General features: G+C 43.3%; 25 protein-coding genes. 10 read left to right on the top strand and 15 right to left on the bottom strand.

The genetic code is table 11. From position 1 onward, the window contains the following. Positions 1 to 19: 19 nt before the first annotated feature. The 6 genes from L4C33_RS01680 to L4C33_RS01655 form a co-directional block, all read right to left on the bottom strand. Positions 20 to 976 carry a DUF2860 domain-containing protein gene (locus L4C33_RS01680; RefSeq protein WP_428810741.1) on the bottom strand — a complete coding sequence of 319 codons (957 nt, stop codon included), beginning with the start codon at positions 974 to 976 and terminating at the stop codon, positions 20 to 22. 79 nt (positions 977 to 1055) lie between these two features. Next, positions 1056 to 1655 carry a thiol:disulfide interchange protein DsbA/DsbL gene (locus L4C33_RS01675; RefSeq protein ID WP_428810740.1) on the bottom strand — a complete coding sequence of 200 codons (600 nt, stop codon included), beginning with the start codon at positions 1653 to 1655 and terminating at the stop codon, positions 1056 to 1058. A 39-nt stretch (positions 1656 to 1694) separates the two neighbouring features. After that, on the bottom strand, positions 1695 to 2681 hold the full coding sequence (locus L4C33_RS01670) for a serine/threonine protein kinase (RefSeq protein ID WP_428810803.1): 987 nt from the start codon (positions 2679 to 2681) through the stop codon (positions 1695 to 1697). 47 nt (positions 2682 to 2728) lie between these two features. Then, the gene (gene ccoG / locus L4C33_RS01665; RefSeq protein WP_428810739.1) at positions 2729 to 4147 is read right to left on the bottom strand and encodes a cytochrome c oxidase accessory protein CcoG; all 1419 of its coding nucleotides are present in this window, start codon (positions 4145 to 4147) and stop codon (positions 2729 to 2731) included. A 262-nt stretch (positions 4148 to 4409) separates the two neighbouring features. Beyond that, positions 4410 to 4673, bottom strand: a complete 264-nt coding sequence (locus tag L4C33_RS01660) for a YihD family protein (protein WP_428810738.1) — start codon at positions 4671 to 4673, stop codon at positions 4410 to 4412. A gap of 116 nt (positions 4674 to 4789) precedes the next feature. Next, a complete protein-coding gene (locus L4C33_RS01655; protein WP_428810737.1) occupies positions 4790 to 4957 on the bottom strand; it encodes a hypothetical protein in 168 nt (55 codons plus the stop codon). Positions 4958 to 5256: 299 nt separating this feature from the next. Here L4C33_RS01655 and L4C33_RS01650 point away from each other — a divergent pair, with 299 nt between their 5' ends. Both L4C33_RS01650 and trhA read left to right on the top strand, forming a co-directional pair. Further along, positions 5257 to 6048, top strand: a complete 792-nt coding sequence (locus L4C33_RS01650; protein WP_428810736.1) for a sporulation protein — start codon at positions 5257 to 5259, stop codon at positions 6046 to 6048. Positions 6049 to 6145: 97 nt separating this feature from the next. Beyond that, positions 6146 to 6799, top strand: a complete 654-nt coding sequence (trhA, locus tag L4C33_RS01645; protein ID WP_428810735.1) for a PAQR family membrane homeostasis protein TrhA — start codon at positions 6146 to 6148, stop codon at positions 6797 to 6799. Here trhA and L4C33_RS01640 read toward each other — a convergent pair. From L4C33_RS01640 to def, 6 genes are all read right to left on the bottom strand, one after another. Next, positions 6796 to 7338: a DUF3157 family protein gene (locus L4C33_RS01640; RefSeq protein ID WP_428810734.1), complete on the bottom strand. Its 543-nt coding sequence runs from the start codon at positions 7336 to 7338 to the stop codon at positions 6796 to 6798. The genes trhA and L4C33_RS01640 overlap by 4 nt on opposite strands. A gap of 9 nt (positions 7339 to 7347) precedes the next feature. Beyond that, complete coding sequence (locus L4C33_RS01635; protein ID WP_428810733.1) at positions 7348 to 8793, bottom strand: TrkH family potassium uptake protein; 1446 nt, start codon at positions 8791 to 8793, stop codon at positions 7348 to 7350. A 23-nt stretch (positions 8794 to 8816) separates the two neighbouring features. Then, positions 8817 to 10193 (bottom strand): Trk system potassium transporter TrkA, encoded by a 1377-nt coding sequence (gene trkA, locus L4C33_RS01630; protein WP_428810732.1) that lies wholly within the window; start codon positions 10191 to 10193, stop codon positions 8817 to 8819. A 103-nt stretch (positions 10194 to 10296) separates the two neighbouring features. Beyond that, a complete protein-coding gene (rsmB, locus tag L4C33_RS01625) occupies positions 10297 to 11577 on the bottom strand; it encodes a 16S rRNA (cytosine(967)-C(5))-methyltransferase RsmB (protein WP_428810731.1) in 1281 nt (426 codons plus the stop codon). Between the two features lie 103 nt (positions 11578 to 11680). Beyond that, positions 11681 to 12646 carry a methionyl-tRNA formyltransferase gene (gene fmt, locus L4C33_RS01620; protein WP_428810730.1) on the bottom strand — a complete coding sequence of 322 codons (966 nt, stop codon included), beginning with the start codon at positions 12644 to 12646 and terminating at the stop codon, positions 11681 to 11683. A 38-nt stretch (positions 12647 to 12684) separates the two neighbouring features. After that, positions 12685 to 13197 (bottom strand): peptide deformylase, encoded by a 513-nt coding sequence (def, locus tag L4C33_RS01615; protein WP_428810729.1) that lies wholly within the window; start codon positions 13195 to 13197, stop codon positions 12685 to 12687. 140 nt (positions 13198 to 13337) lie between these two features. Here def and L4C33_RS01610 point away from each other — a divergent pair, with 140 nt between their 5' ends. From L4C33_RS01610 to L4C33_RS01595, 4 genes are read left to right on the top strand one after another with little or no spacing between them, the layout of a single operon-like run. After that, complete coding sequence (locus L4C33_RS01610) at positions 13338 to 14432, top strand: LysM peptidoglycan-binding domain-containing protein (protein ID WP_428810728.1); 1095 nt, start codon at positions 13338 to 13340, stop codon at positions 14430 to 14432. Continuing rightward, complete coding sequence (gene dprA, locus L4C33_RS01605; RefSeq protein WP_428810727.1) at positions 14429 to 15532, top strand: DNA-processing protein DprA; 1104 nt, start codon at positions 14429 to 14431, stop codon at positions 15530 to 15532. Before L4C33_RS01610 ends, dprA begins: the two co-directional genes overlap by 4 nt. Before the next feature lie 2 nt (positions 15533 to 15534). After that, positions 15535 to 16011, top strand: coding sequence for a DUF494 family protein (locus tag L4C33_RS01600; protein ID WP_428810726.1), 477 nt, complete (start codon positions 15535 to 15537; stop codon positions 16009 to 16011). A 12-nt stretch (positions 16012 to 16023) separates the two neighbouring features. Further along, positions 16024 to 16590: a DNA topoisomerase family protein gene (locus L4C33_RS01595; protein ID WP_428810725.1), complete on the top strand. Its 567-nt coding sequence runs from the start codon at positions 16024 to 16026 to the stop codon at positions 16588 to 16590. Positions 16591 to 16688: 98 nt separating this feature from the next. Here the strand turns inward: L4C33_RS01595 and L4C33_RS01590 are convergent, their stop codons facing one another. Beyond that, a complete protein-coding gene (locus L4C33_RS01590) occupies positions 16689 to 17819 on the bottom strand; it encodes a 5-(carboxyamino)imidazole ribonucleotide synthase (protein ID WP_428810724.1) in 1131 nt (376 codons plus the stop codon). A 5-nt stretch (positions 17820 to 17824) separates the two neighbouring features. Beyond that, positions 17825 to 18310, bottom strand: coding sequence for a 5-(carboxyamino)imidazole ribonucleotide mutase (purE, locus tag L4C33_RS01585; protein ID WP_428810723.1), 486 nt, complete (start codon positions 18308 to 18310; stop codon positions 17825 to 17827). A 196-nt stretch (positions 18311 to 18506) separates the two neighbouring features. On the opposite strand from purE, the gene tsaC reads away from it, so the two are divergent. The 4 genes from tsaC to L4C33_RS01565 all read left to right on the top strand — a co-directional run bounded on the left by tsaC (position 18507) and on the right by L4C33_RS01565 (position 21174). Continuing rightward, positions 18507 to 19064, top strand: a complete 558-nt coding sequence (gene tsaC / locus L4C33_RS01580; RefSeq protein ID WP_428810722.1) for an L-threonylcarbamoyladenylate synthase type 1 TsaC — start codon at positions 18507 to 18509, stop codon at positions 19062 to 19064. A gap of 18 nt (positions 19065 to 19082) precedes the next feature. Beyond that, entirely contained in the window at positions 19083 to 20000 is a 918-nt protein-coding gene (hemF, locus tag L4C33_RS01575; protein WP_428810721.1) for an oxygen-dependent coproporphyrinogen oxidase, read from the top strand. A 77-nt stretch (positions 20001 to 20077) separates the two neighbouring features. Then, positions 20078 to 20911 (top strand): shikimate dehydrogenase, encoded by an 834-nt coding sequence (gene aroE, locus L4C33_RS01570; RefSeq protein WP_428810720.1) that lies wholly within the window; start codon positions 20078 to 20080, stop codon positions 20909 to 20911. Continuing rightward, a complete protein-coding gene (locus L4C33_RS01565; RefSeq protein ID WP_428810719.1) occupies positions 20911 to 21174 on the top strand; it encodes a DUF1488 family protein in 264 nt (87 codons plus the stop codon). Before aroE ends, L4C33_RS01565 begins: the two co-directional genes overlap by 1 nt. On the opposite strand, the gene L4C33_RS01560 is transcribed toward L4C33_RS01565, so the two are convergent. Continuing rightward, positions 21175 to 21720 carry a gamma carbonic anhydrase family protein gene (locus L4C33_RS01560; protein WP_428810718.1) on the bottom strand — a complete coding sequence of 182 codons (546 nt, stop codon included), beginning with the start codon at positions 21718 to 21720 and terminating at the stop codon, positions 21175 to 21177. It abuts the gene before it with no gap. Between the last annotated feature and the right edge of the window lie 292 nt (positions 21721 to 22012).

Genomic DNA, 22012 nt, shown 5'->3' with positions numbered 1-22012 from the left:
CGAGGGCTTTGTTTTTTTCTTAGAACTTATAGTTTAAACCGACAGACATTAAAGATTCTGATTCATCATAGAAAGTGATATTTGATTGCTGCGTGCCATAACCCGCTAAAGCGATAAATGACCAATCATCCCAGTCCATAAAGTTCTTATATTCGTATGCCGCAAAAAGACTGTAGTTATCATCGCTACGCGTTTTACTGTCGTAAATAGGGTTGCTGGCATCATAAGAACGTTGGTTATAGCCGGCAGTTAACACCAACTGGTGGCGATCTAACAGCTTGAAATAGCTTAGCTCTGCGCCTAACTGATCGTAAGAGTTGGCATTACCGTCCGCATCTGACGATTGGTAGATAATTGATGGAAGCACGAAAGAGGTACGACTAAGAGGTTGGCGGTAAGAACCTTTTAGGTACAGGGTATCAGCATCACGCTTTAGCTCGTCGACCACTGAATCATTGTCGACATCTTTCGTCGCATAAGCAGTGTCTAGGCTGAAATTTGATCCGGCAATTTTGTCTAGCTTCAGGCGAAATGCATTACCTGTTTCATCCGTTTCGGTTCGTGCTACATCTGTTTGGTATGGGTTTGCCCATGTTTTACCAGACATGATGGTTGGTAATACGGCAGCATCAATAATCATTCCTGACTCTAGCTGATACTTATAACCCACTTGCAATACAACAGTACCTGTTGCGACATCATCACGAGCAGTACCAGCATAGATTTGTTGGTTTAAACCCTGGCCAAATGTATAAGCAAGGTTACCAAGTGGAGCAACTAAAAACTTACTCTCGGAAGAAGCTTTCTGCTCATTGGAAGTAATGGTGCTATCACCGTCGGTATTGAAATTCGAAGATGAAGAAGTCACACCTGTATTAATAGAAACTTCACCACTAAAGCCTTGCTCGTCAGACAGCTGAGCTATTGCTGGAGATATGATTAAGCTAGTCGCAATGAGCGTCGATATTCTTTTCATTCGTTAGTCTCCTTGACCGAATGATAGGTTTTTGGATAAAAAAACGGGAAGCACAAGCTCCCCGTTATTCTTTTTGGAATTACTTTTTGAGTAGGAAGTTCACTAGCTCAAAGTATTCATCTAATGTGTTGATGCCTTGAGCTTGAACTAGGTAACGGTTGTTTACTAGTACTGCTGGAACACCTGATAAGCCGCTGTCTTTGAACTGCTTATCAAAGCGACGAACCATTGAATCTACTGCGAAGCCGTTGAATGCAGCATCGTATTTCTTAGCGTCTACACCTTCATCAAGAAAGATCTGACGTAGCTCGTCATCATTCTTAGGCGCTTTGTTCATGTTGTGAATACGGTTGAAAAGTACAGCCGTCATTTTACCTTCAACTTTTAGTGCAATAGAGGTCGCGTAGGCTTTGCTCATTGACTTACCCATGTTGCCACCCATAAATGACACATGGTTTTTTTGTAGCTTCACGCCTTCAGGTAGCTTCGTTTTTAGTTGCTGGATAATCGGTTCAAAGCTATTACAGTGTGGGCAGTAAAATGAGAAAAACTCTGTCACGACTGGCTTTTTAGAAGGTTCTAAATCAAGTACTTTATAGTGCTCACCTTCGTTAAATTTCGCAGCATGTGCAGATAAGCTCAGCATTAATAGTGAGGCAAATGCGAACAGTTTTTTCATTGTGTAACTCTCCATAGATTTATAATTAGAATGTAGCGCTTACCACTGAGGCATTAATGACAACGGTGGTTCTTGTAATGTGGCGATTTGTTCTTTAAATGCCAACACCTGACTTTCCCAATACTTTGGATCATTGAACCATGGGAATGCAAGCGGGAATGCCGGATCTTGCCAACGTTTCGCCAACCATGACATATAATGCACCATACGTAGACCGCGCAGAGGTTCAATTAGTTTCAATTCTGATGAGTTAAAATCGCAGAACTCTTGGTAACCTTCCAAAATCACATCGAGTTGCATTAATTTGTCTTGGCGATCACCGTTTAGGAGCATCCACAAGTCTTGTACTGCAGGCCCATTACGCGCATCGTCCAAATCAACAAACATTGGTCCATCTCGCCACAGAATATTACCTGGGTGGCAATCACCGTGCAGTCGAATAATGTTGGTGTCGTTTGACCAATGTTGTTCGAGCTCTTTAATGAGAATATCAAGATCGTTAAAAAAGGCGTTTTCCAAATGCATAGGAATAAAATCTGCATTTTCTAGGATCTTACGTGGTTGATGTAAGTACTCATCAAGGCTGATTGTTGGACGGTGTTGAAAGTTAGCTTTGGCACCAACCTTATGAATTCTTCCCATAAAGCGGCCAACGCCTTCAAGTTGGTCGATGTTATCGACTTCAAATTGGCGCCCACCCACACTTTCAAACAACGCGAAAAGATAGCCCTGATATTGATGCAGGGTTGCACCATTGATTTTCATTGGTGGGGCTACTGGAATCTCTTGCTCAATCAACTCTAGAGCAAAATCGTGCTCTTCTTGAATTTGCGCCTCACTCCAGCGTTGTGGGCGGTAAAACTTCACCACATAGCGTTTTTTGTCTTCATCGCTGAATTGATAAACACGGTTTTCATAGCTGTTTAAAGCCAGTAAACCAGACTCGGCGCGAACGCCAATACTCTCGAGGGCGTACCACATAAAGTCTGGAGTAAGTGCATTAAAGTTGAATGCTTGATCGGTCATATAATAAAAAAGGCTCATTACTGAGCCTTTTTCCGTTAACTGGGTAGTTACAGCTTTTTGATAAAGCGGCTTTCTACTTCAAGGGTAAAGTCGTCATTATCTGAGAGTATAAACTGAATTGTTGAAACGGGTGAGCCGAGTTTTTCTGGGTCTGCCCCTAAGCTTATTGGTAGGTTAAGAACTTCACCCGGTTGAACCTTGATAGTTTGCTTACCGTACCAAGTTGCGTCAGGTAATCCTTCAACATCTAATTGGTAGCTCTGTAGTTGTTGGGTTTTATTGATCACTTTTAATGTGTAAGTGTTCTCAATCAAACCTTCACTGTTGGTTCTAAATAGCTGATTACGATCTCGTAATACGCTGAGTCCTGCTGGGTCGACCGCCGCGATTTGCGCGAAGAATAGCCCCATCATCACTAGGAGAATAGCACCATATCCAAGAAGTTTCGGACGCATAACCTTAGTGTTATGGCCTTCTAGTCGGTGCTCGGTGGTGTAGTTAATCAAGCCTTTCTCATAACCCATACGATCCATGGTCTTGTCACAGGCATCAATACACGCACCACAGTTAATACATTCGTATTGTAAGCCGTCACGGATATCAATACCGGTAGGGCAAACTTGAACACATAAATTACAGTCGATGCAGTCGCCTAACCCCAGTGGTTTCGGGTCAGCTTTGCGTGAACGAGGTCCACGGCTTTCACCACGTTTGGTGTTATAACCAACAATGAAGGTGTCTTTATCAAACATGGCTGATTGGAAGCGAGCATATGGGCACATGTGTAAGCAGACAATCGAGCGCATCCAACCGGCGTTGGCATAAGTACAAGCGGCAAAAAATAGTACCCAAAAGATTGGCCAAAAGCTGGCTTCGAAGGTAAAGAAATCGACCACTAATTCTTGAACAGGAATGAAGTAGCCGACAAAGGTTAAACCTGTCGCAACAGCAATGCCCCACCAAGCAAGATGTTTGAGTGCTTTTCTAGCAATTAAATTCGCAGTCAATTTACCTGAATCTTGTTTACGACGTTTATTCGCTGCACCTTCTAGTTTCTCTTCGAACCATATATACATAAAGGTCCAGACGGTTTGCGGGCATAAGTAGCCACACCATACTCGTCCTAGAAAAGTCGTGATAAAGAAGAGTCCGAAGGCGGCGATCATAAACAGTATCGCAAGCAGTGTTAGATCTTGCGGATAGAGTGTGGTGCCAAAAAAGTTAAACTGCTGGTTGCCTATATCAAGCAATATCGCCTGACGCTCGCCATATGGGATCCAAGGAATAACGGCAAAAAGTAGCAGTAGAAACCAACCACCATAGCGACGAAGCTGTTGGAACTTACCTTTACTTTCACGTACGTAAATACGATTACTTGGGTTAAATCGATCTCCATTACCTTTATGGGTCTTAGGGTTAAAGGTTTTTGGAGTCACATCTTTGATATCGATTTTATCCTGACTCATTGGATATCCTTCTGGGCTTTTTGGTGCGATTTCTAGTGATAGCACTCAACGACATTACTTCTGGTGATAGCTCTATAAAACTTTGGCTACCTGTATATTTTAGAAGATTCTTATGGAGGGCGATTATAGCGCCAATAACTTTGTTATTTCTTTAACACTATCAACCTTTAACAACAAAAGTCATAACAGTTGTGATGAAAAAATACCGAACAGAAACAAAAAAGCGACCGTCATGGTCGCTGAGTATTGAAAGTAAAATGAACTAGATGATGCCGCGTGCTTTTAAGATCGCTGTTTTAAAGTCATCTTCCTGGTCTTTCTTTAGGCCTGGGATCATTTCATCTTTTTCGCTGTTACGCATTTTAAGATGGTAAATAAGAACATCGTCAGTAAGGTCTTCTAGCTTATCTTGGTAGCCTGCTTCTTGAGTCAGCTTGACGATAAATTGCAGTAAGTTCATCTCTTGATCTTTTTGCCACTCAGGCTCTAACAGTTCAAGCAATTCCTCAATACGATGGCACTTCATAGTCTTTCTCCACAATTTTTATAGTGATTTTTGCTAAAGGTATCAAATTGGGCTGGGAATACCAGTGGAGACAAAACTTGGAAAGAAAAAAGCGCAGTAAAATACTGCGCTTTTTATTAAGCGGCTTTTACAATTTTTGCTGAAGCAGACGTCAATAAAGCAGTCTTCTCAACAAGAGTCATTGATGGAGCCATTTTCTTTGCGATCGGAGTAGTAACAAAGCCACTACGACGACGCATCGCACTACGGTTGGTGTGCGAAGACCTGACAGCTGTTGGGCGCATAGTTTTACCTAACGGTCAGGCATATCCATTGCCAATTTAATGGCCTGACTAACAATGAGTTGCTCTTCAAATTCTTGAAGTGTGGCTCTTCTGGCTTTCGCCAATCCAAATGATTAGTCAGGATAATGATATGTATGCATATCAAGGTTAGGTTATCAAAATCCGACCTCTCGATCGAGGGTTGGGTAATAATTACACGAAATAACAGCTAGAATTGTGTGAGCAGGGTATTTGAGTTTGATAATGAATCAAGCTTACTATGAGCCTTAGTTATTACGAGATATTGCTAGGAGGTGCATATGTCGTTTTTAAAGAAAACTCTCGCCAGTTTTGGAATTGGCTCTGCTCGTGTAGATTCTGTATTGCAGCAAGAAGTGCTTTACCCTGGGCAGAAAGCCAATATTACAGTTCATGTTTATGGGGGAGCTCAAGCCCAGGATATCGACAACATTGAACTTAACCTGTGCTGTCGCTATATCAAGGAAGTATCTGCGAATCGTGATAATCAAAATAGCGGTCATAAGCGTCGCGTTCATCAAACTTACTCTCTAGCGAAGTGGACTTTGCCATACGCCTTTACGATTGGTTCGGGAGAAAGTCGTGACTTCGATGTCGAACTTGATATCCCTTTGAATACGCCAATTACTGTTGGTGACGCCAAAGTGTGGCTAGAGACAGGGCTAGATATCGCAATGGCGATTGATCCTAGTGATAAAGATATTCTTACCGTACGCCCAGATAGCATGCTTGATGGGATCTTTACTGAGTTAGAGGAGCAGGGGCTACGCATTCGTCAGGTTGAGTGTGAAGCGGTTGATGGCTTTGATTTACCTTTCGTACAAGAATTTGAATTTGTTCCAACGACCGGACCTTTTCATGGGCGCTGGCGTGAATTAGAAGTAGTTGCTCACCGCAGTGAAACTGAGCTTCAGTTGTGGTTTGAAATTGATCGTAATCGTGATGGTGCGAAAGGGATGTTGGCGAGTTTACTCGGTATTGGTCAGCTAAAACGTCAACTGGTTCTGCCTGTTGATACGCCAAGCGAAGTTGCTGGCAAGAAGGTACTTGAATACCTTGAGTCGACGTCATGATTACAGAGACGTAAGGGCGATAATTATTTAAGCTTACACGTGTAAGCTTAATGTGTAATACTAGAGCAAATATTCAATTTACTTTAGTGGGTGATTTATGTCGTCAGCATCGGCGAGCGAATACAGTGTAGTGGAAGAAAGAGCTAACGCGATCACCCATGGCTTGGGCGTTGTATTAGGCGTTGTTGGGTTAATTTTACTGTTAATCCGTTCGTTTGAGTTTGATGCCGATCTGCTGACGTTCGCCAGCATGTCAGTTTATGGCAGCAGCATTATATTACTGTTTCTTGCTTCTACGCTTTATCATTCAATCTCTACAGAAAAGACGAAACGCTTACTGAAAACGTTAGATCACTGTGCTATTTATTTGCTCATTGCTGGTAGTTATACCCCTTTCCTATTAGTGGGTTTACGTACGCCTTTGGCTATAGGGCTAATGGCCGTGATTTGGGCAATAGCGTTGATCGGTATTGTGATGAAAATTGCGTTTGTTTATCGCTTTAAGAAACTGTCGTTGATCACCTATTTAACCATGGGTTGGTTATCGTTGATCGTGGTTTATCAGTTGGCAGTAAGTATTGATATTGGTGGGTTGATTCTGCTAGCGGTGGGTGGCGTTATCTATTCATTAGGTGTCATTTTCTATGTTTCAAAACGCATCCCATACAATCATGCCATTTGGCATTTGTTTGTATTGGCAGGATGCGCTTGCCACTTCTTGGCTATTTATTGGTATGTCACACCTGTTTAGCGCGCGGTAACCTCAGTGACTTCGACCGTTAATTGATACTGTGGATATTGCTCAACTTCCACTGAGAGTGGCTTACCTTCCGCAGAGGTTTGCGGTCGCAAATAAGTATCAGCTAGGCGTTTGATGGATTGCCAGGTGTTAATGGTATCTTGGTACAACAGCTCTCCAGAAAGAGAATGAACTGCTACCTTTAATGTGACCAAAACAATAGCTTGGCTACTTTGGTTAGTTATCGAAACCGGCAGTGTTAAGTTCCCATTTTCGTATAAACCAGCACCAATCAAGATATCGATACCTGACTTTGAAAGTTGCAGGCTCGGCTTGTTATCACCAATGGTTATGGTTGTTCCTTTTGTCGACTTTGCCACTGGAACACTTTGAAACTCATCTTTAGATGCGTCATTCTGATTGCTTATATATTCCCAAGTGAAGTCATCTTTTAGGCGTATTTCTTTGCCATCTTCAAGAGTAATGGTTTGATCAGCTAAGGCTGGCAATGTAAATAGAGCGCAAGTCAGTAACGTGTTCCAGCGTGTCATGTTTATTCCTTAACGTCGCCAAAAGGCAGGGAAAAATAGTACGAGTAAAGTCAGGATTTCAAGTCGGCCCATCAACATCCCAATACTTAGCAGCCACTTGGCTGCATCGGGTAATGGGGCAAAGTTTCCTGTCGGGCCTATTACGCTGCCCATTCCTGGACCTACATTGGCAACGGCAGTAATTGAGCCTGAAATACTGGTGATAGGGTCAAGCCCCATAGCACTTAGCCCACCAGCAATAACAATGATAGTGATGAAGAACATTAAACCAAATGCGACCAGTGAGCGGACGATATCGTCGTTAACAGGTCTTTGGTTATATTTTTGAACAAACACACCTGATGGATGGATGAGTTTCATCATTTGCTTATTGAGTAGTGTCATCGCAATTTGAAAGCGAAACACTTTCACCCCGCCAGAGGTTGACCCCGAACAAGCGCCAGCCATCATTAAAAAGGCAAATAGTGTTGTTGGTAGTGCGCCCCATGCCGTGAAGTCTTCCAAGCCAAAGCCTGTGGTTGTCACGACAGAAACAATGTTAAACATAGACACTCGAATAGCATCCAGAACTTCGTAGCCATCACGGATCACTAGCCACGCTGCTATCACGGCACTAGAGCCTAGGAATAAGTATGTGAAACCTCGGACTTGGGCATCTTTAAATAATGGGTCCATGTTGCGGCTTTTCAGGGCGCTGACGAATAATAAGAACGGCAAGCCACCAAGGAACATGAATAGCGTGCCTACCCAATGTGCGCCATTAGAAAAGTGGTTCATCGAACCATCTGATGTGGAGTAGCCGCCGGTTGATAATGTCGTGAATGCGTGGTTGATAGCATCAAATAAATTCATGCCTGTCACGAGATAACCCAGAGTGCAGACGGCCGTCAGAACGAGATAAACGGCCACAATATTTTTGGCGACGGTTTTTGCGCGTGGGCTGCTTTTATCTGACCAATCCGATGATTCGGTTTGGAACAGTCGCATACCACCGACGTTAAGCATCGGTAGTACAGCAACCGCCATTACGATAAAGCCAATACCACCAAGCCACTGCAAGGTTGAACGCCATAGCAGAATACTGAGTGCCATATCATCTAAACCACTTAAAACGGTAGAGCCTGTGGTGGTGATCCCAGACATGGTTTCAAAGTAGGCATCGGTAAAACTGATATGGTTGATAAACACAAAAGGTAGGGCTGCAAACGCACTGGCAATCGTCCAAACCAGTGAAGTGATAAGAAACATATCTCTCACTCCAAGTCTAAAGCGTGCGGTTCGGCCAAGGCTTAGGCAAATAAATGCGACGGTATGAGTGATTAGTACTGACTTACCAAACTCTAGAAAGCCACCCGTGCCGGTAAAGAAAGCGACAAGTGTCGGGATATACATGAATAGGGCTATTTTCGAAAGCACTAGCCCTATAACGAATAAGATGGGACGGAAGTTGACCATGGTGTGTTCGCTAGAACTCGGTTCTACAAGAAGAACGGGCTTGGTTGGAAAAGCGATTCAACGTCTGGTACGTATTTCTTGTCGACGAGGAACATTACCACGTGGTCATCTTGTTCTATTACGGTTCTATCGTGTGCGATTAATACTTCTTCACCACGAACAATGGCACCGATGGTTGTACCTGGTGGCAGCTTGATATCGCCAATTGCTCGACCCACGACTTTCGATGTTGTTTCATCTCCATGAGCAATGGCTTCGATAGCTTCTGCAGCTCCGCGGCGTAGTGAAGATACGTTAACGATATCAGCACGGCGAACATGAGTTAACAATGCTGAGATGGTGGCTTGTTGCGGAGATATAGCCACATCAATAACACCATCTTGTACTAAATCAACGTAAGCACCACGCTGGATAAGCACCATAGCTTTTTTGGCACCCATGCGTTTGGCCAACATTGCRGACATGATGTTGGTTTCATCTTCGTTAGTCAGAGCGATAAACACATCTACTTGGTCGATGTTTTCTTCTGTTAGCAATTCCTGGTCTGCCGCATCCCCACAAAATACGATGGTGTTTTCGAGTTCTTCAGAAAGCTTCTCGGCACGGGTGTAGCTGCGCTCAATCAGTTTGATGCTGTAGCTTTGTTCAAGGCGCTTTGCCAAGCTTGCACCAATGTTACCACCACCAACAATCATGATACGGCGGTACGGTTTTTCAAGACGTTGTAGTTCACTCATTACTGAGCGAATGTGGTTACTTGCCGCAACGAAGAAGACTTCGTCATCTGCTTCTATAACCGTTGTACCTTGTGGGCGAATAGGGCGACCTTGACGGAAAATCGCGGCTACACGAGTATCGATGTGAGGCATGTGCTCACGCAGTGCTGACAGGGCGTTACCAACTAACGGGCCGCCATAATATGCTTTTACTGCCACTAGGCTGACTTTCTGCTCGGCAAAACTAACAACTTGTAGTGCACCAGGGTATTGGATTAAACGCTCAATGTAGCTGGTGACCAGTTCTTCTGGTGCAATCAAGTGATCGACTGGAATCGCGCCCGATTTAAATAAGGCTTCTTTCTCAGAAAGGTACTGAGGGGAGCGAATACGTGCAATTCGGTTCGGTGTATTAAACAAAGAGAACGCGACCTGACAGGCTGCCATGTTAGTTTCATCCATATTGGTTACGGCGACTAACATATCGGCATCTTGTGCGCCGGCTTCACGAAGGGTCTTCGGGTGGCTGGCGTAGCCATTTACTACACGTAAATCATACTTATCTTGCAGTTCTCGCAGGCGGTCACCATTGTGGTCAACGATCGTAATATCATTATTTTCGCCAACTAAGTTCTCTGCTAGCGTGCCGCCTACCTGACCTGCACCAAGAATTATGATTTTCATAGTTTTTCTCTTTGTTTACTTTACCTAATGAGTATTCGCGTCGGTATTTACTCATTACAACAAAAGAGCGGCTAAGACAAAGTCATTAGCCGCTTTAATTTGATTATGCTTGTTTGACGAGAACAGCGTAGTAGAAGCCGTCCATATCTTCTTCACCCGGTAGAATTTGACGACCTGGGTTTTCGATCTCGGAACCGACTAACGTCGCGTCTTTAGTACGCTCTAAAAATGCTTTCACTTGCAAGACGTTTTCTTGTGGAGTGATAGAGCAGGTTGCGTAAACCATAGTACCGCCAACTTTTAGCTGACGCCACATTGCGTCCATGATCTCGCTTTGCAATTCAGCCAGTGCATCAATATCTGTTGCGCGACGAAGCCACTTAATATCAGGGTGACGGCGAATAACGCCCGTTGCAGAACAAGGAGCATCGAGCAGAATGCGGTCAAACTTATCGCCCATCCACCATTCTTCAGGGTAGCGAGCATCACCACAGATAACATCAGCACGCAATTGAAGACGCTCTAGGTTGTCATATACACGATCTAGACGCTTAATATCGCAATCAATTGCGACAACTTCTGTATTTTCAGTGTGCTCTAGAATATGCGCTGTTTTACCGCCTGGGGCTGCACAGCAATCTAGGATTAACTCACCGTCTTGTGGCTGTAAGTAGTTCACCGACAGTTGAGCCGCAGCATCCTGTACCGATACCCAACCTTTGCTAAAGCCTGGTAATAAAGTGACATCACAAGGTGACGCTAATTTTATTGCATCAGCAGCTTCAGGGTGGATGGTGTATTCAATGTTTTCATTTTTAAGCAACTCAAGGTATTCGTCGCGAGTGTGGTGTTGGCGGTTTACGCGCAACCACATTGGTGCTTTGCTGTTGTTTGCTTCAACCAAAGATTCCCATTGTTGTGGGTAGCTTTCCTGAAGCATTTTTAAAATCCAGCTAGGGTGGCCGTATTTTCCTGCGTTATGGCTAACGGCTTTTTCGTCTAGTTCTTCTTGATCGCGAAGGTAGCTACGTAATACAGCGTTAATCAAACCACTTAGGCTTGGGCCTCTTAGCGTTTTTGTACCTTCTACTGTTTCTGCTACAGCTGCATGCGAAGGAATACGCATGAAGCTAAGCTGGTAAATACCAACTAAAATCAGGTGATGGAATACACGCTTTTTCCCTTTTAGCGGGTTATCCATAAGTTCATTTGCGATTGACTCTAAACGAGGCAAGTAGCGAAGAGCGCCGTAGCAAATCTCTTGAAGAAGAGCGTGGTCTCTAGGTTTAATCGTTTTTTGAGCCGCAGGTAATGCGTGTGAAAGTGAGTGGCCTTTGTCGACTACTTGAAACAGGACATTTGCAGCTGCTGCGCGAACATTCATGTGGAATACCGAAATCTAATAGGGAAATAACTGAGGGTATCTCTACCCTCGTAAAAGTTTATCTTATTGCGAACAGCTTACGTTGTTCACAATAATTGGTTGATTAAGAAAGTTGAGTTCCAACTTCAAACCAACTTGCGCGAGAGTTCAAAATATCTTGAACTGGCATCGCTTTTTTACCAGGTACTTGAAGTTGCTCCAGAACTAATACGTCTTTGTCTGTAGCGACATAAATACCGGTTTTGTCGGCTTTAATGATAGTGCCCGCTGGTTGAGGAGTTTCTTGAACCTCAACTCGGCTTTGCCATACTTTGATGCTTTTCTCTGTATCAGAGCTACTATCTACAATTGCAAAGTGGCTCATTGGCCATGGGTTGAAAGCGCGAACACAGCGTTCGATGTGCTCAGCGTTGTCCGCCCAATTAATTTTTGCTTCTTCTTTGCTTAGCTTTTTAGCGTAGTTCGCTAGCTCATCATCTTGCTTTTCTGCAACGGCGTTACCTGCTGCGATATCCGCAAGGCAATCAACTAAAGCATCTGGGCCAAGGCCTGCCAGCTTTTCGTACATAGAAGCGCTCGTGTCAGTCGCTTCAATTGGTAGAGTCGCAATGCTCAGCATATCGCCTGTATCTAGACCGATATCCATCTGCATGATAGTTACGCCCGTTTCTTTGTCTCCAGCCCAAATTGAACGTTGGATAGGAGCGGCACCACGCCAGCGTGGAAGAATTGAACCGTGAACATTAATACAACCAAGCTTTGGAGTATCAAGCACAACTTGAGGCAGTAATAAGCCGTAAGCAACCACAACCATAATGTCTGCGTTCAGTTCCGCTAACTGTTGTTTTGCTTCATCTGATTTGAAATTCTCAGGTTGATAAACCGGAATATCATTTTCTAGAGCAATATTTTTTACTGGGCTTGCAGTAAGTTTCTTACCGCGACCTGCAGGACGATCTGGCTGTGTGTAAACAGCAATAACTTCATGCTCCGAAGACAACAACGCCGCCAAGTGACGGGCGGCGAAATCCGGAGTACCTGCAAAGACAATTCTTAAAGACTGACTCAAGGTAGGCTTCCTTCTAATTTTATTAACGCTAGCGCTATTTACTTTTGTTTCTCGTTGAAACGTTTAATTTTCGCTAACTTATCTTGAATACGTTTACGCTTCAGTGGCGAAAGGTAATCAACGAAAAGTTTACCTTCTAAATGGTCAAGCTCATGTTGAACACAGATAGCCAGTAGGTCATCCGCTTCAAATGTAAATTCTTTACCATCACGATCTAGCGCTTTTACTGTTACTTCAGCTGCACGTGAGACTAGCGCTCGTGCACCAGGAACAGATAGACAGCCTTCTTCGATACCGTCTTCGCCGCGTTTTTCAGTAATTTCAGGGTTGATAAGCACCATTGGCTCATCACGAGTTTCTGAAATATCGATAACAACAACGCGTTGGTGGAAATCAACTTGCGTCGCCGCAAGGCCAATTCCTTCTTCGTCGTACATGGTTTCAATCATGTCATCAACGAACTTTTGAATCTCTGGGGTAACTTCTTCTACCGGTTTCGCCACGGTGCGTAGACGATCATCCGGGAATGTTAATACTTCTAATACAGACATATACACTCGAAATGTTGAACTGTGCCGAAACAGCATAAACCTTGTTGGCTCAATTCTAGACATTTTAGAGGTCAAATGACAGCATCCTGATGGTAAATCTCGGATTAGATATCATAGTTAACGACCAAGGAACTTAGGTCATGCGTCAATTATTTCGTACATTTTCCATTCTTTGCCTACCATTCTCCATGTCAGTCGCGGCTGAACAAGAGCAGCAACCCCTCCCAATTAAAGCCGGAGCACCTGAAACTTACGTAGTGGTGAAGGGCGATACTCTATGGGATATATCAGAGCTTTATCTTGATAATCCTTGGCTTTGGCCTCGTTTGTGGCAAGTAAATCCAGAGATAGATAACCCACATTTAATTTACCCAGGAGATAAGCTGACTTTGGTATGGCGTAACGGCCAACCAGTTTTAAGCCTTAAGCCTGTTGTGAAGTTAAGCCCTAAAGTTCGTGTGTCAGAAAAGAAAGCAGTACCGACAGTTAATGAAGGTCTCGTTGTTCCTTACTTCAAATCTGATCGTTTGATTGACGAAAAAACGTTAAATGCTGCATTTAGAGTGATTGGTACGAGTGAAGGACGTAAGTTTTTAACTAACGAAGACCGATTGTTTATTAGTGACGTAAGTCAGCATACTTCTTGGGGGATCTACCGTGCAGTAGAAAACTATCAACGAGAAAATCCTACTGCGAAGATGACATCACTGCGTTTGATTGCTAGAGCGACACTTGAAGATAACAGTGACGAATTTAGTCGTTTGAAGGTTGATAAACAGTTCCAAGAAATCTTACTTAATGACGTTGCTCTGCCTGAGGTGGGTATTGAAGGCATTAGCCTATCTACAACGTTTTACCCTGCGCCTTCACCTGCAGGAGAGTTTGCTAATATTTTAGGTTCTATCGACGGAAGCCAGTTTAGTACTAAGAATCAAGTGGTCGTTGTTGATAAAGGTACGTTCGATAATATTCGCCAGGGCAGTATGTATCACCTAGCTGAGGTAGGGACGACGGTTTATGGAGAACAAGGAACATATACTTATAAAAGCAGTGCCACGGGTAAGAAAGTCATTTTACCTGATACTCCCGTTGGCTCATTGATGGTGATAAGACCATACGAATACTTCAGCTTAGCGTTAGTGACTAGCAGCCAGAAACCCATAAATAAAGAAACAATCGCCTTTTCACCTATTGCTCGGGTTAGCGAAGCTGTAGGTGTTGAGACACCAGAATGAATGAAAAAGAACTAAGGGCCTGGCTAGCTCTTAGCTTTACGCCACAACTAGGTGGGAAGCGTTTATCTCACCTTATTTCTCTCGATTTCCCTCAAAATATTGTTCAATATTCTGCTGAGCATTTACAAGCCATAGGCTTGAAACCCAAGCAGATATCTTATCTTAAGCAAGGCTATGAGAAAGATGTGGATGAATGTTTAGAGTGGCAAAGCACGTCACCGGAACATCATATAGTGACTCCTCTCAGTCAGTATTATCCTCCTTTGCTAAGTGAAATAGCGTCTTTTCCCACTGCTCTATTTGTTAAAGGGCATGTACAGAAACTGATTGAACCTCAGATAGCGATGGTGGGAAGTCGGAATGCTTCTTTAGAAGGGCTTCAAACAGCCAAATCTTTCGCGCAAGCTTTTGTCCAACAAGGTCTGATCGTAACAAGTGGATTAGCGTTAGGTATTGACGGTTATGCGCATGATGGAGCGTTGCAAGGTGGTGGAGAAACCTTTGCGGTACTGGGCTCTGGATTAGAATCTATTTATCCAGCAAGGCACAGACACCTTGCAAGTCGAATCGTTGAAAATGGTGCATTGATTTCGGAGTTTCGCCCTAATGCAAAGCCTCGCCCTGAGCATTTTCCTCGGCGTAATAGAATTATTAGTGGTTTATCTTTAGGAACTTTAGTCGTAGAAGCCGCTGAGAAAAGTGGCTCATTAATCACAGCTAGGTACGCGCTTGAGCAAGATCGTGAGGTGTTTGCTTTACCTGGCTCTATTCACTCACCTACAAGTCGAGGAGGGAACACCTTAATTAAATCAGGCGCTTGCTTAGTACAAAGTGCTCAAGATGTATTAAATGAAATAGAATCTTTATTAAATTGGTCTATTAATCAGCAGCCTAGTTTTTTTGAAAGTGATGTCGTAAATGAACAATTGCCATTTCCACAGCTGTTAGCTAACGTAGGGGGAGAGGCTATACCTGTTGATATTTTGGCACAGCGTACCCATATACCTGTGCATGAAGTCATGATGCAGCTCTTAGAGCTTGAGCTTTCAGGGCATGTTGTTGCAGTTTCCGGTGGCTATATTCGAAAGGGGAGAGGCTAGCTATGATGATGGACATACTGATGTATTTGTTTGAGACCTACATCCATAGCGATTCTGAATTGCAGGTGGATCAAGATGAGCTTGAAGAAGAGCTACTTCGCGCAGGGTTTCACCAAAAAGATATTTATAAGGCTCTCCATTGGTTAGAAGATTTAGCCGCATTGCAAGAGAGCGATAACCAAGCCGCAATTACTAATTGTGCGTCGACGTCGATGCGTATTTATACGAATCGAGAGACGGCACGAATTAATCTAGAATGTCGCGGTTTCTTACTGTTTTTAGAGCAAATAAATGTTCTCACGACAGAGATTCGTGAAATGGTGATCGATCGTGTTATGGGCTTGGAAACAAATGAATTTGAACTAGATGATCTTAAATGGATTATCTTGATGGTACTGTTTAATGTGCCTGGTAATGAAAGTGCTTACACGCAAATGGAAGAGCTGTTGTACACCAAAGAGCAAGGGATATTGCATTAATACAGGCTTAACATGAGTAGTCAGATCGACAATCAGCTATTTTCAGCGCATGAACATGCATTAGAGCATGAACCATGCCCGCAGTGTGAAGGGGAATTGCAACTTCGCCATGGTAAGCACGGCCCGTTTATGGGGTGTAATAACTATCCAAGTTGCGATTACATCAAACCTTTGCACCAAAATGATGGTCACATTGTTAAAGAGTTAGGGGTTGCTTGCCCGGAGTGCCAAAGTGAATTGGTTTTGAGGCAAGGGCGCTATGGCATGTTTATCGGTTGTAGTAGCTACCCAGTTTGTAATCATATTGAGTCTTTAGACAAGCCGAAAGAAACGCCAGAAGTGAAACCTTTGGTTGGTTGCCCCGAGTGTGGAAAAGGGCATTTGACCGAGCGTAAATCCCGCTACGGTAAAGTATTCTTCGCCTGCGATAGCTATCCGAAATGCAAATTTGCAGTAAACCTACCGCCAGTGATTGGTAAGTGCGAAGTCTGTAACTATCCGTTGTTAGTTGAAAAGAAACTAGCGAGTGGCAATAAAATTCAATGTGCAGATCGTAAATGTCACCACATTCAATCATAATTTAGATTGTCATAAATTGAAAAAACGGCGCTAATCTCTATTTACTAAAGATTAGCGCCGTTTTTCGTATTTGCTTCGGTACTTTTTACTTAGCTGGGCTATTTCATCTGCTGAGCAAACTCATGTACCGCAGGGTAAGTCTTTTTATCTAGAACTTCTGCAAGTAACAGTAACGAACGTTGTAGTTCTGCTGTGTAATCTGCGCTCACATTGATGTGACCCATTTTACGACCCGCACGCTTCTCTTTACCATACCAATGTACGTGACATCCTTCTTGCGCCATGACAGCTTCAGGCAGTGAATCTTCACCCAAAATATTGATCATAGACGTAGGGCGAATTAGTTTGGTGCTACCAAGAGGTAAGCCACAAACGGCACGTAGGTGATTTTCAAACTGGCAAGTTTCAGCACCTTGCTGTGTCCAGTGCCCAGAATTGTGTACTCGTGGTGCAATTTCGTTTACCAGCAACTCACCTTGAACGTCGAAGAATTCTAGAGCTAGAACACCAACGTAATTTAATCGTTCGGCGACGGCAATGAACATGTTTCTTGCCTGCTCTTGTAGCTCAAAATCATCGATTGCAGTAGATAAGCTAAGTACACCATCGGTATGAACATTTTCTGCCAGTGGGTAAACTTCAATGCTGCCATCTTTAGCGCGTGCACCAACCAGCGATACTTCACGATCGAATGATACAAACTCTTCAGCGACAATGGCTTGGTTGTCAGTTGCATTTATGCATTCCGACATTTCAGCCCAAGTAGACTCAATATTAGTCTGCTCTTTTAAACGCCACTGGCCTTTGCCGTCATAACCACCTAATGTGCTTTTCAACACCATTGGAAGGCCAACATGTTCGATAGCTGCAGTAAAGTCTTCACGAGAGTTAATGACGTAATACTTTGCGTTCTTTACTGTTGCTTCATCCAGTAAAGCTTTTTCAATGCGACGGTCTCCGCCTGCTTTGATAGCTTCTGTTGAAGGTAAGAACTTACCGCTACGTTCACAAACTTCTAGAACATCGTGAGGGATGTGTTCAAACTCAGCGGTAATGACATCAGCATTTTCGATGGCATTTTCTAGGCCGTGACCTAGAATTGCTTGCGTTAGAGGGTGAACAATATTTTTACTGCCAACATCAAAAGCAGAAATTTCAATATTCAGCGGTGCTCCAGCAAGTGACATCATTCGAGCCAACTGACCAGCACCTAACACAAGTACATGCATGGGAATTAATCCTCTGCTGGGTTTGGGTTAGATAAAACAGTATCTGTTTGGTTTTGACGGAATGCTTCTACTTTAGCCATCACATCTTCATTGTGCGTGCCAATGATTTGAGCTGCTAAAATACCTGCGTTCGCAGCGCCTGCTTCACCAATAGCTAGCGTACCGACAGCAATACCTTTTGGCATTTGTACAATCGATAGTAGAGAATCCATTCCTTTAAGTGCTTTAGATTGCACTGGAACACCTAGAACAGGCACGCTAGTAAACGCAGCAGCCATTCCTGGAAGGTGCGCAGCACCGCCAGCACCTGCAATAATCACCTTAATACCGCGCTCTTTTGCACTTGTTGCGTAGTCCGCAAGAAGTTGAGGGGTACGGTGCGCTGAAACTACTTTTGTTTCGTACGCTACGCCGAATTGATCTAGCATTTCAGCTGCTAGTTTCATTGTTGGCCAATCAGACTTAGAACCCATGATAATACCGACAGTCATATCAAACTCCTTCAGGCACGTTTTATTAAGTGAAATAGATAATTTGCGCGCATTATACGGGTAAATTAGCTTAAGGAAAACGTTTGCGTCAGTCTAAATTGCTATTTGATACATTTTATAAACAAATAGCTTTAGTCACAGTCAATGATAATTTGTACACTGACCGGGTTTAAGAAAATGAAGAATGAGGCACATAATGGATAACCTTCAACATACATTACACGCACTACAGCAAGGTGAAGTGATTGCTTACCCAACAGAAGGCGTTTTTGGCGTTGGCTGCGATCCTGATAACCCACAAGCAATCAAAAAGTTACTCGATCTAAAACAAAGACCAATCGAAAAAGGTTTGATCCTAATTGCAGCTAGCTATGAGCAGTTGTTACCGTATATCGATGAAAGCCAATTGACCGAAGAACAACTGTCTACAGTGAAATCTACTTGGCCAGGGCCGTATACTTGGGTTATGCCAGCTAGTCAGCGAGTGACGGAGTGGGTCAGTGGTCAATTTGATTCGATAGCTGTTCGTGTTACCGATCACTCTCTTGTTCAAAAAATGTGTAATGAATTTGGTAAGCCGTTAACCTCGACCAGTGCTAACTTAACCGGTGAACCACCGTGTGTAACGACTAAAGAAGTACAAGAACAGCTCGGGCAGTACTTGGTTGCAATTTTAGATGGCCAGACTGGTGGACGAGATAAGCCAAGCGAAATTCGTGATGCACGAACATTAAAAGTATTAAGACAGGGTTAACCCTGCAAAGGAAAAGAAATGTCAGCCATTAATAAAGAAGCAGTTAAGCAGTTCTTACTAAGCTTACAAGACTCAATTTGTCATCAACTAGAGCAAGCTGATGGTCGCGCTTTATTTGAAGAAGATGCGTGGGAACGCGAGCCCGGCGAGCGCTTAGGTGGTGGTGGTCGTACTCGAGTAATGACGAATGGTGCGATATTCGAACAAGGCGGCGTTAATTTTTCTCATGTCGCAGGAAAAGCGATGCCAGCTTCTGCAACCGCTCATCGCCCTGAATTGGCTGGACGCAAATTTGAAGCTATGGGTGTTTCTTTAGTTATCCACCCTAAAAACCCTTATATCCCGACCTCTCATGCTAACGTGCGCTTCTTCATTGCAGAGAAAGAAGGTGAAGAGCCTATCTGGTGGTTTGGTGGTGGTTTTGACTTAACGCCGTTTTATCCGTTCGATGAGGATTGTCAAAGTTGGCATCAAACAGCCAAAGATTTATGTGCTCCGTTTGGTGACAATGTTTATCAAGAACACAAAGAGTGGTGTGATAAGTACTTCTACCTACCGCACCGTGACGAAACTCGTGGTGTAGGTGGTTTGTTCTTTGATGACTTAAATGAGTGGGGCTTTGAAAAGAGCTTTGCATATATGCAAGCGGTAGGGGAAGGTTATGCCGCTGCTTATTTACCAATAGTCGAACGCCGTAAAGAAGTGCCTTACGGAGAACGTGAACGTGATTTTCAATTGTACCGCCGTGGACGTTATGTTGAATTTAATCTCGTTTATGATCGTGGCACCTTGTTTGGTCTACAAAGTGGGGGGCGAACAGAATCGATATTAATGTCTATGCCGCCACTTGCTCGTTGGGAGTATCGTTACGAGCCAGAAGAAGGTTCACCTGAACAACGTTTATATAGTGAATACTTAAGTCCAAGAGCTTGGTAGCAAGGTTGGCGTTTTTTATTTGAAATGTTAGGGTCACTTTTAGTGACCTTTTTTAATTACGCATTGTAGGCAGGGATATGGCTCAGCAAAATGATCAATATGTGGTGTTTGGTAATCCTATTGAACACAGTAAATCTCCTTTCATTCACACTATGTTTGCCAGCCAAACAGCACAACACTTAACCTATACAACCTATAAAGCACCTAAAGATGGATTTGTTCAGGCAGCGACAGCATTTTTTAATGACGGCGGTAAAGGTTGTAATGTAACGGTGCCGTTTAAAGAAGACGCTTTTAAGTTTGCAGAACAATTAACAGAACGAGCTCAACTGGCGGGTGCCGTCAATACTCTTAAGCGTTTACACTCAGGTGTCGTTGTTGGTGATAACACTGATGGTGAAGGGCTTGTTCAAGACTTATTGAGAAACAAGGTCACACTTGCTGATATGACTATATTAGTGATTGGTGCTGGTGGAGCTGCCCGTGGTGTTATCAAGCCTCTACTAGATCAAATGCCGAGCAAAGTGGTAATAACAAATCGAACATTGAGTAAAGCAGAAGTATTAGCAGAGTCTTTCGCTGAGTTTGGAAATGTTCAGGCGCTCTCTATGCAGGAAATAGAACAAAGTTTCGATGTGGTTATCAACTCTACYTCTGCAAGTCTAAGCGGTGATCTTCCTGATATATCCAAGGCAATATTTCATGACAAGAGTACGAGCTACGACATGATGTATCAGCAAGGGGCGACCAGCTTTAATCAGTGGGCTTTAGACTGCGGGTGCAATCAAGTTTATGATGGTTTGGGGATGTTAGTAGGGCAAGCTGCAGAAAGCTTTGCTTTATGGCGAGGTGTTAGACCTGAAACTGAAAAAGTACTGCAAACACTTAGAGAAGAGTTAGAAAATAAATAATGAATCAATCGATATTTTTTCCTGATATTCAAACCTGGGATGAAGCTGAACAGAGAGTGATCTTTCCCGCTCAGGAATCTGGTGCACTTATTGAGTGCTATATATCGCTCGGGTCGCTAGAACGTTTAGCGTCGAAAACTATTACGTCGAGTGAGCAAGCAATCGCAACATTCAATGAGCTTCGATTTGAAATTGAAGAGCTGGCTGAAGAGCTAATAGAAGAAGAGGAGTATGACTCCTCTGGAAATATTCAAATCGTATAATTAAACAGGCCTTACAGAACTCAGATAATCATTTTTGTTTTGAACATAATTATCTGAAGACTTCTGAAGAAAAGCTCGTTCTTTCTCCGATAGCGGGCGAGCTTTTTTTACAGGGCTACCAACATACAAAAAGCCACTCTCTAATGTTTTATGTGGTGGAACTAAACTACCAGCACCAATCATCACTTCTTCTTTAATAATCACACCATCAAGCACGATAGCTCCCATACCAACAAGTACACGATCTTCAATCGTGCAGCCATGCAGCATTACTTTATGTCCGATAGTGACATCATTACCTATTAATAGAGGATAACCCTCAGGGTTTTCTGCATTCTTATGGGTGACGTGCAAAATGCTTCCGTCTTGAATATTCGTTCTCTCTCCAATATGGATGTGGTTTACATCTCCTCGAGCTGCAACCAAAGGCCACACGCTAGAGTCGTTACCGATTTTGATATCACCAACCAGTACCGAACTTGTATCTATATAGACATCTTGTCCAATCTGGGGGGATATTCCTTTATAACTGCGTATTGAACTCATAAGTCCTCCTTTATATAGGCACCTTAAGCCCTTAATTAAGGGGAATACTAGTGAAAACGGGGTGTTTCGAACAAAAAACGCTCGAACAATCAAAAAAGTAAGAAAAACTTCAAAAAGGGCTTGCCAGTGTGATCGAAATCTCTATAATGCGACCTCGTTGAAACGGGAAGGCTTCGTAAGAAACCAAAACGAATCAGCAGGTCAAATTAGCCAAGCTAAGCGCTTGAAAAAAGTTTTGAAAAAAGTGGTTGACACTAAAACTTAAATCGCTAAAATGGCCGTCCGATTTGAG

Source organism: Vibrio makurazakiensis (assembly GCF_050337375.1).
GTDB classification, from domain to species: domain Bacteria; phylum Pseudomonadota; class Gammaproteobacteria; order Enterobacterales; family Vibrionaceae; genus Vibrio; species Vibrio makurazakiensis.
The sequence above is the reverse complement of the archived record's forward strand: the minus strand, read 5'-3'. Positions and strand labels throughout refer to the sequence as shown.

What these genes read in the sequence shown, in the direction of transcription:
- L4C33_RS01680 (WP_428810741.1), bottom strand. Translation starts at nt 976, where the DNA reads ATGAAAAGAATATCGACGCTCATTGCGACTAGCTTAATCATATCTCCA.
- L4C33_RS01675 (WP_428810740.1), bottom strand. Translation starts at nt 1,655, where the DNA reads ATGAAAAAACTGTTCGCATTTGCCTCACTATTAATGCTGAGCTTATCT.
- L4C33_RS01670 (WP_428810803.1), bottom strand. Translation starts at nt 2,681, where the DNA reads ATGACCGATCAAGCATTCAACTTTAATGCACTTACTCCAGACTTTATG.
- ccoG (WP_428810739.1), bottom strand. Translation starts at nt 4,147, where the DNA reads ATGAGTCAGGATAAAATCGATATCAAAGATGTGACTCCAAAAACCTTT.
- L4C33_RS01660 (WP_428810738.1), bottom strand. Translation starts at nt 4,673, where the DNA reads ATGAAGTGCCATCGTATTGAGGAATTGCTTGAACTGTTAGAGCCTGAG.
- L4C33_RS01655 (WP_428810737.1), bottom strand. Translation starts at nt 4,957, where the DNA reads ATGCGCCCAACAGCTGTCAGGTCTTCGCACACCAACCGTAGTGCGATG.
- L4C33_RS01650 (WP_428810736.1), top strand. Translation starts at nt 5,257, where the DNA reads ATGTCGTTTTTAAAGAAAACTCTCGCCAGTTTTGGAATTGGCTCTGCT.
- trhA (WP_428810735.1), top strand. Translation starts at nt 6,146, where the DNA reads ATGTCGTCAGCATCGGCGAGCGAATACAGTGTAGTGGAAGAAAGAGCT.
- L4C33_RS01640 (WP_428810734.1), bottom strand. Translation starts at nt 7,338, where the DNA reads ATGACACGCTGGAACACGTTACTGACTTGCGCTCTATTTACATTGCCA.
- L4C33_RS01635 (WP_428810733.1), bottom strand. Translation starts at nt 8,793, where the DNA reads ATGGTCAACTTCCGTCCCATCTTATTCGTTATAGGGCTAGTGCTTTCG.
- rsmB (WP_428810731.1), bottom strand. Translation starts at nt 11,577, where the DNA reads ATGAATGTTCGCGCAGCAGCTGCAAATGTCCTGTTTCAAGTAGTCGAC.
- def (WP_428810729.1), bottom strand. Translation starts at nt 13,197, where the DNA reads ATGTCTGTATTAGAAGTATTAACATTCCCGGATGATCGTCTACGCACC.
- L4C33_RS01610 (WP_428810728.1), top strand. Translation starts at nt 13,338, where the DNA reads ATGCGTCAATTATTTCGTACATTTTCCATTCTTTGCCTACCATTCTCC.
- dprA (WP_428810727.1), top strand. Translation starts at nt 14,429, where the DNA reads ATGAATGAAAAAGAACTAAGGGCCTGGCTAGCTCTTAGCTTTACGCCA.
- L4C33_RS01600 (WP_428810726.1), top strand. Translation starts at nt 15,535, where the DNA reads ATGATGATGGACATACTGATGTATTTGTTTGAGACCTACATCCATAGC.
- L4C33_RS01595 (WP_428810725.1), top strand. Translation starts at nt 16,024, where the DNA reads ATGAGTAGTCAGATCGACAATCAGCTATTTTCAGCGCATGAACATGCA.
- L4C33_RS01590 (WP_428810724.1), bottom strand. Translation starts at nt 17,819, where the DNA reads ATGCATGTACTTGTGTTAGGTGCTGGTCAGTTGGCTCGAATGATGTCA.
- purE (WP_428810723.1), bottom strand. Translation starts at nt 18,310, where the DNA reads ATGACTGTCGGTATTATCATGGGTTCTAAGTCTGATTGGCCAACAATG.
- tsaC (WP_428810722.1), top strand. Translation starts at nt 18,507, where the DNA reads ATGGATAACCTTCAACATACATTACACGCACTACAGCAAGGTGAAGTG.
- hemF (WP_428810721.1), top strand. Translation starts at nt 19,083, where the DNA reads ATGTCAGCCATTAATAAAGAAGCAGTTAAGCAGTTCTTACTAAGCTTA.
- L4C33_RS01565 (WP_428810719.1), top strand. Translation starts at nt 20,911, where the DNA reads ATGAATCAATCGATATTTTTTCCTGATATTCAAACCTGGGATGAAGCT.
- L4C33_RS01560 (WP_428810718.1), bottom strand. Translation starts at nt 21,720, where the DNA reads ATGAGTTCAATACGCAGTTATAAAGGAATATCCCCCCAGATTGGACAA.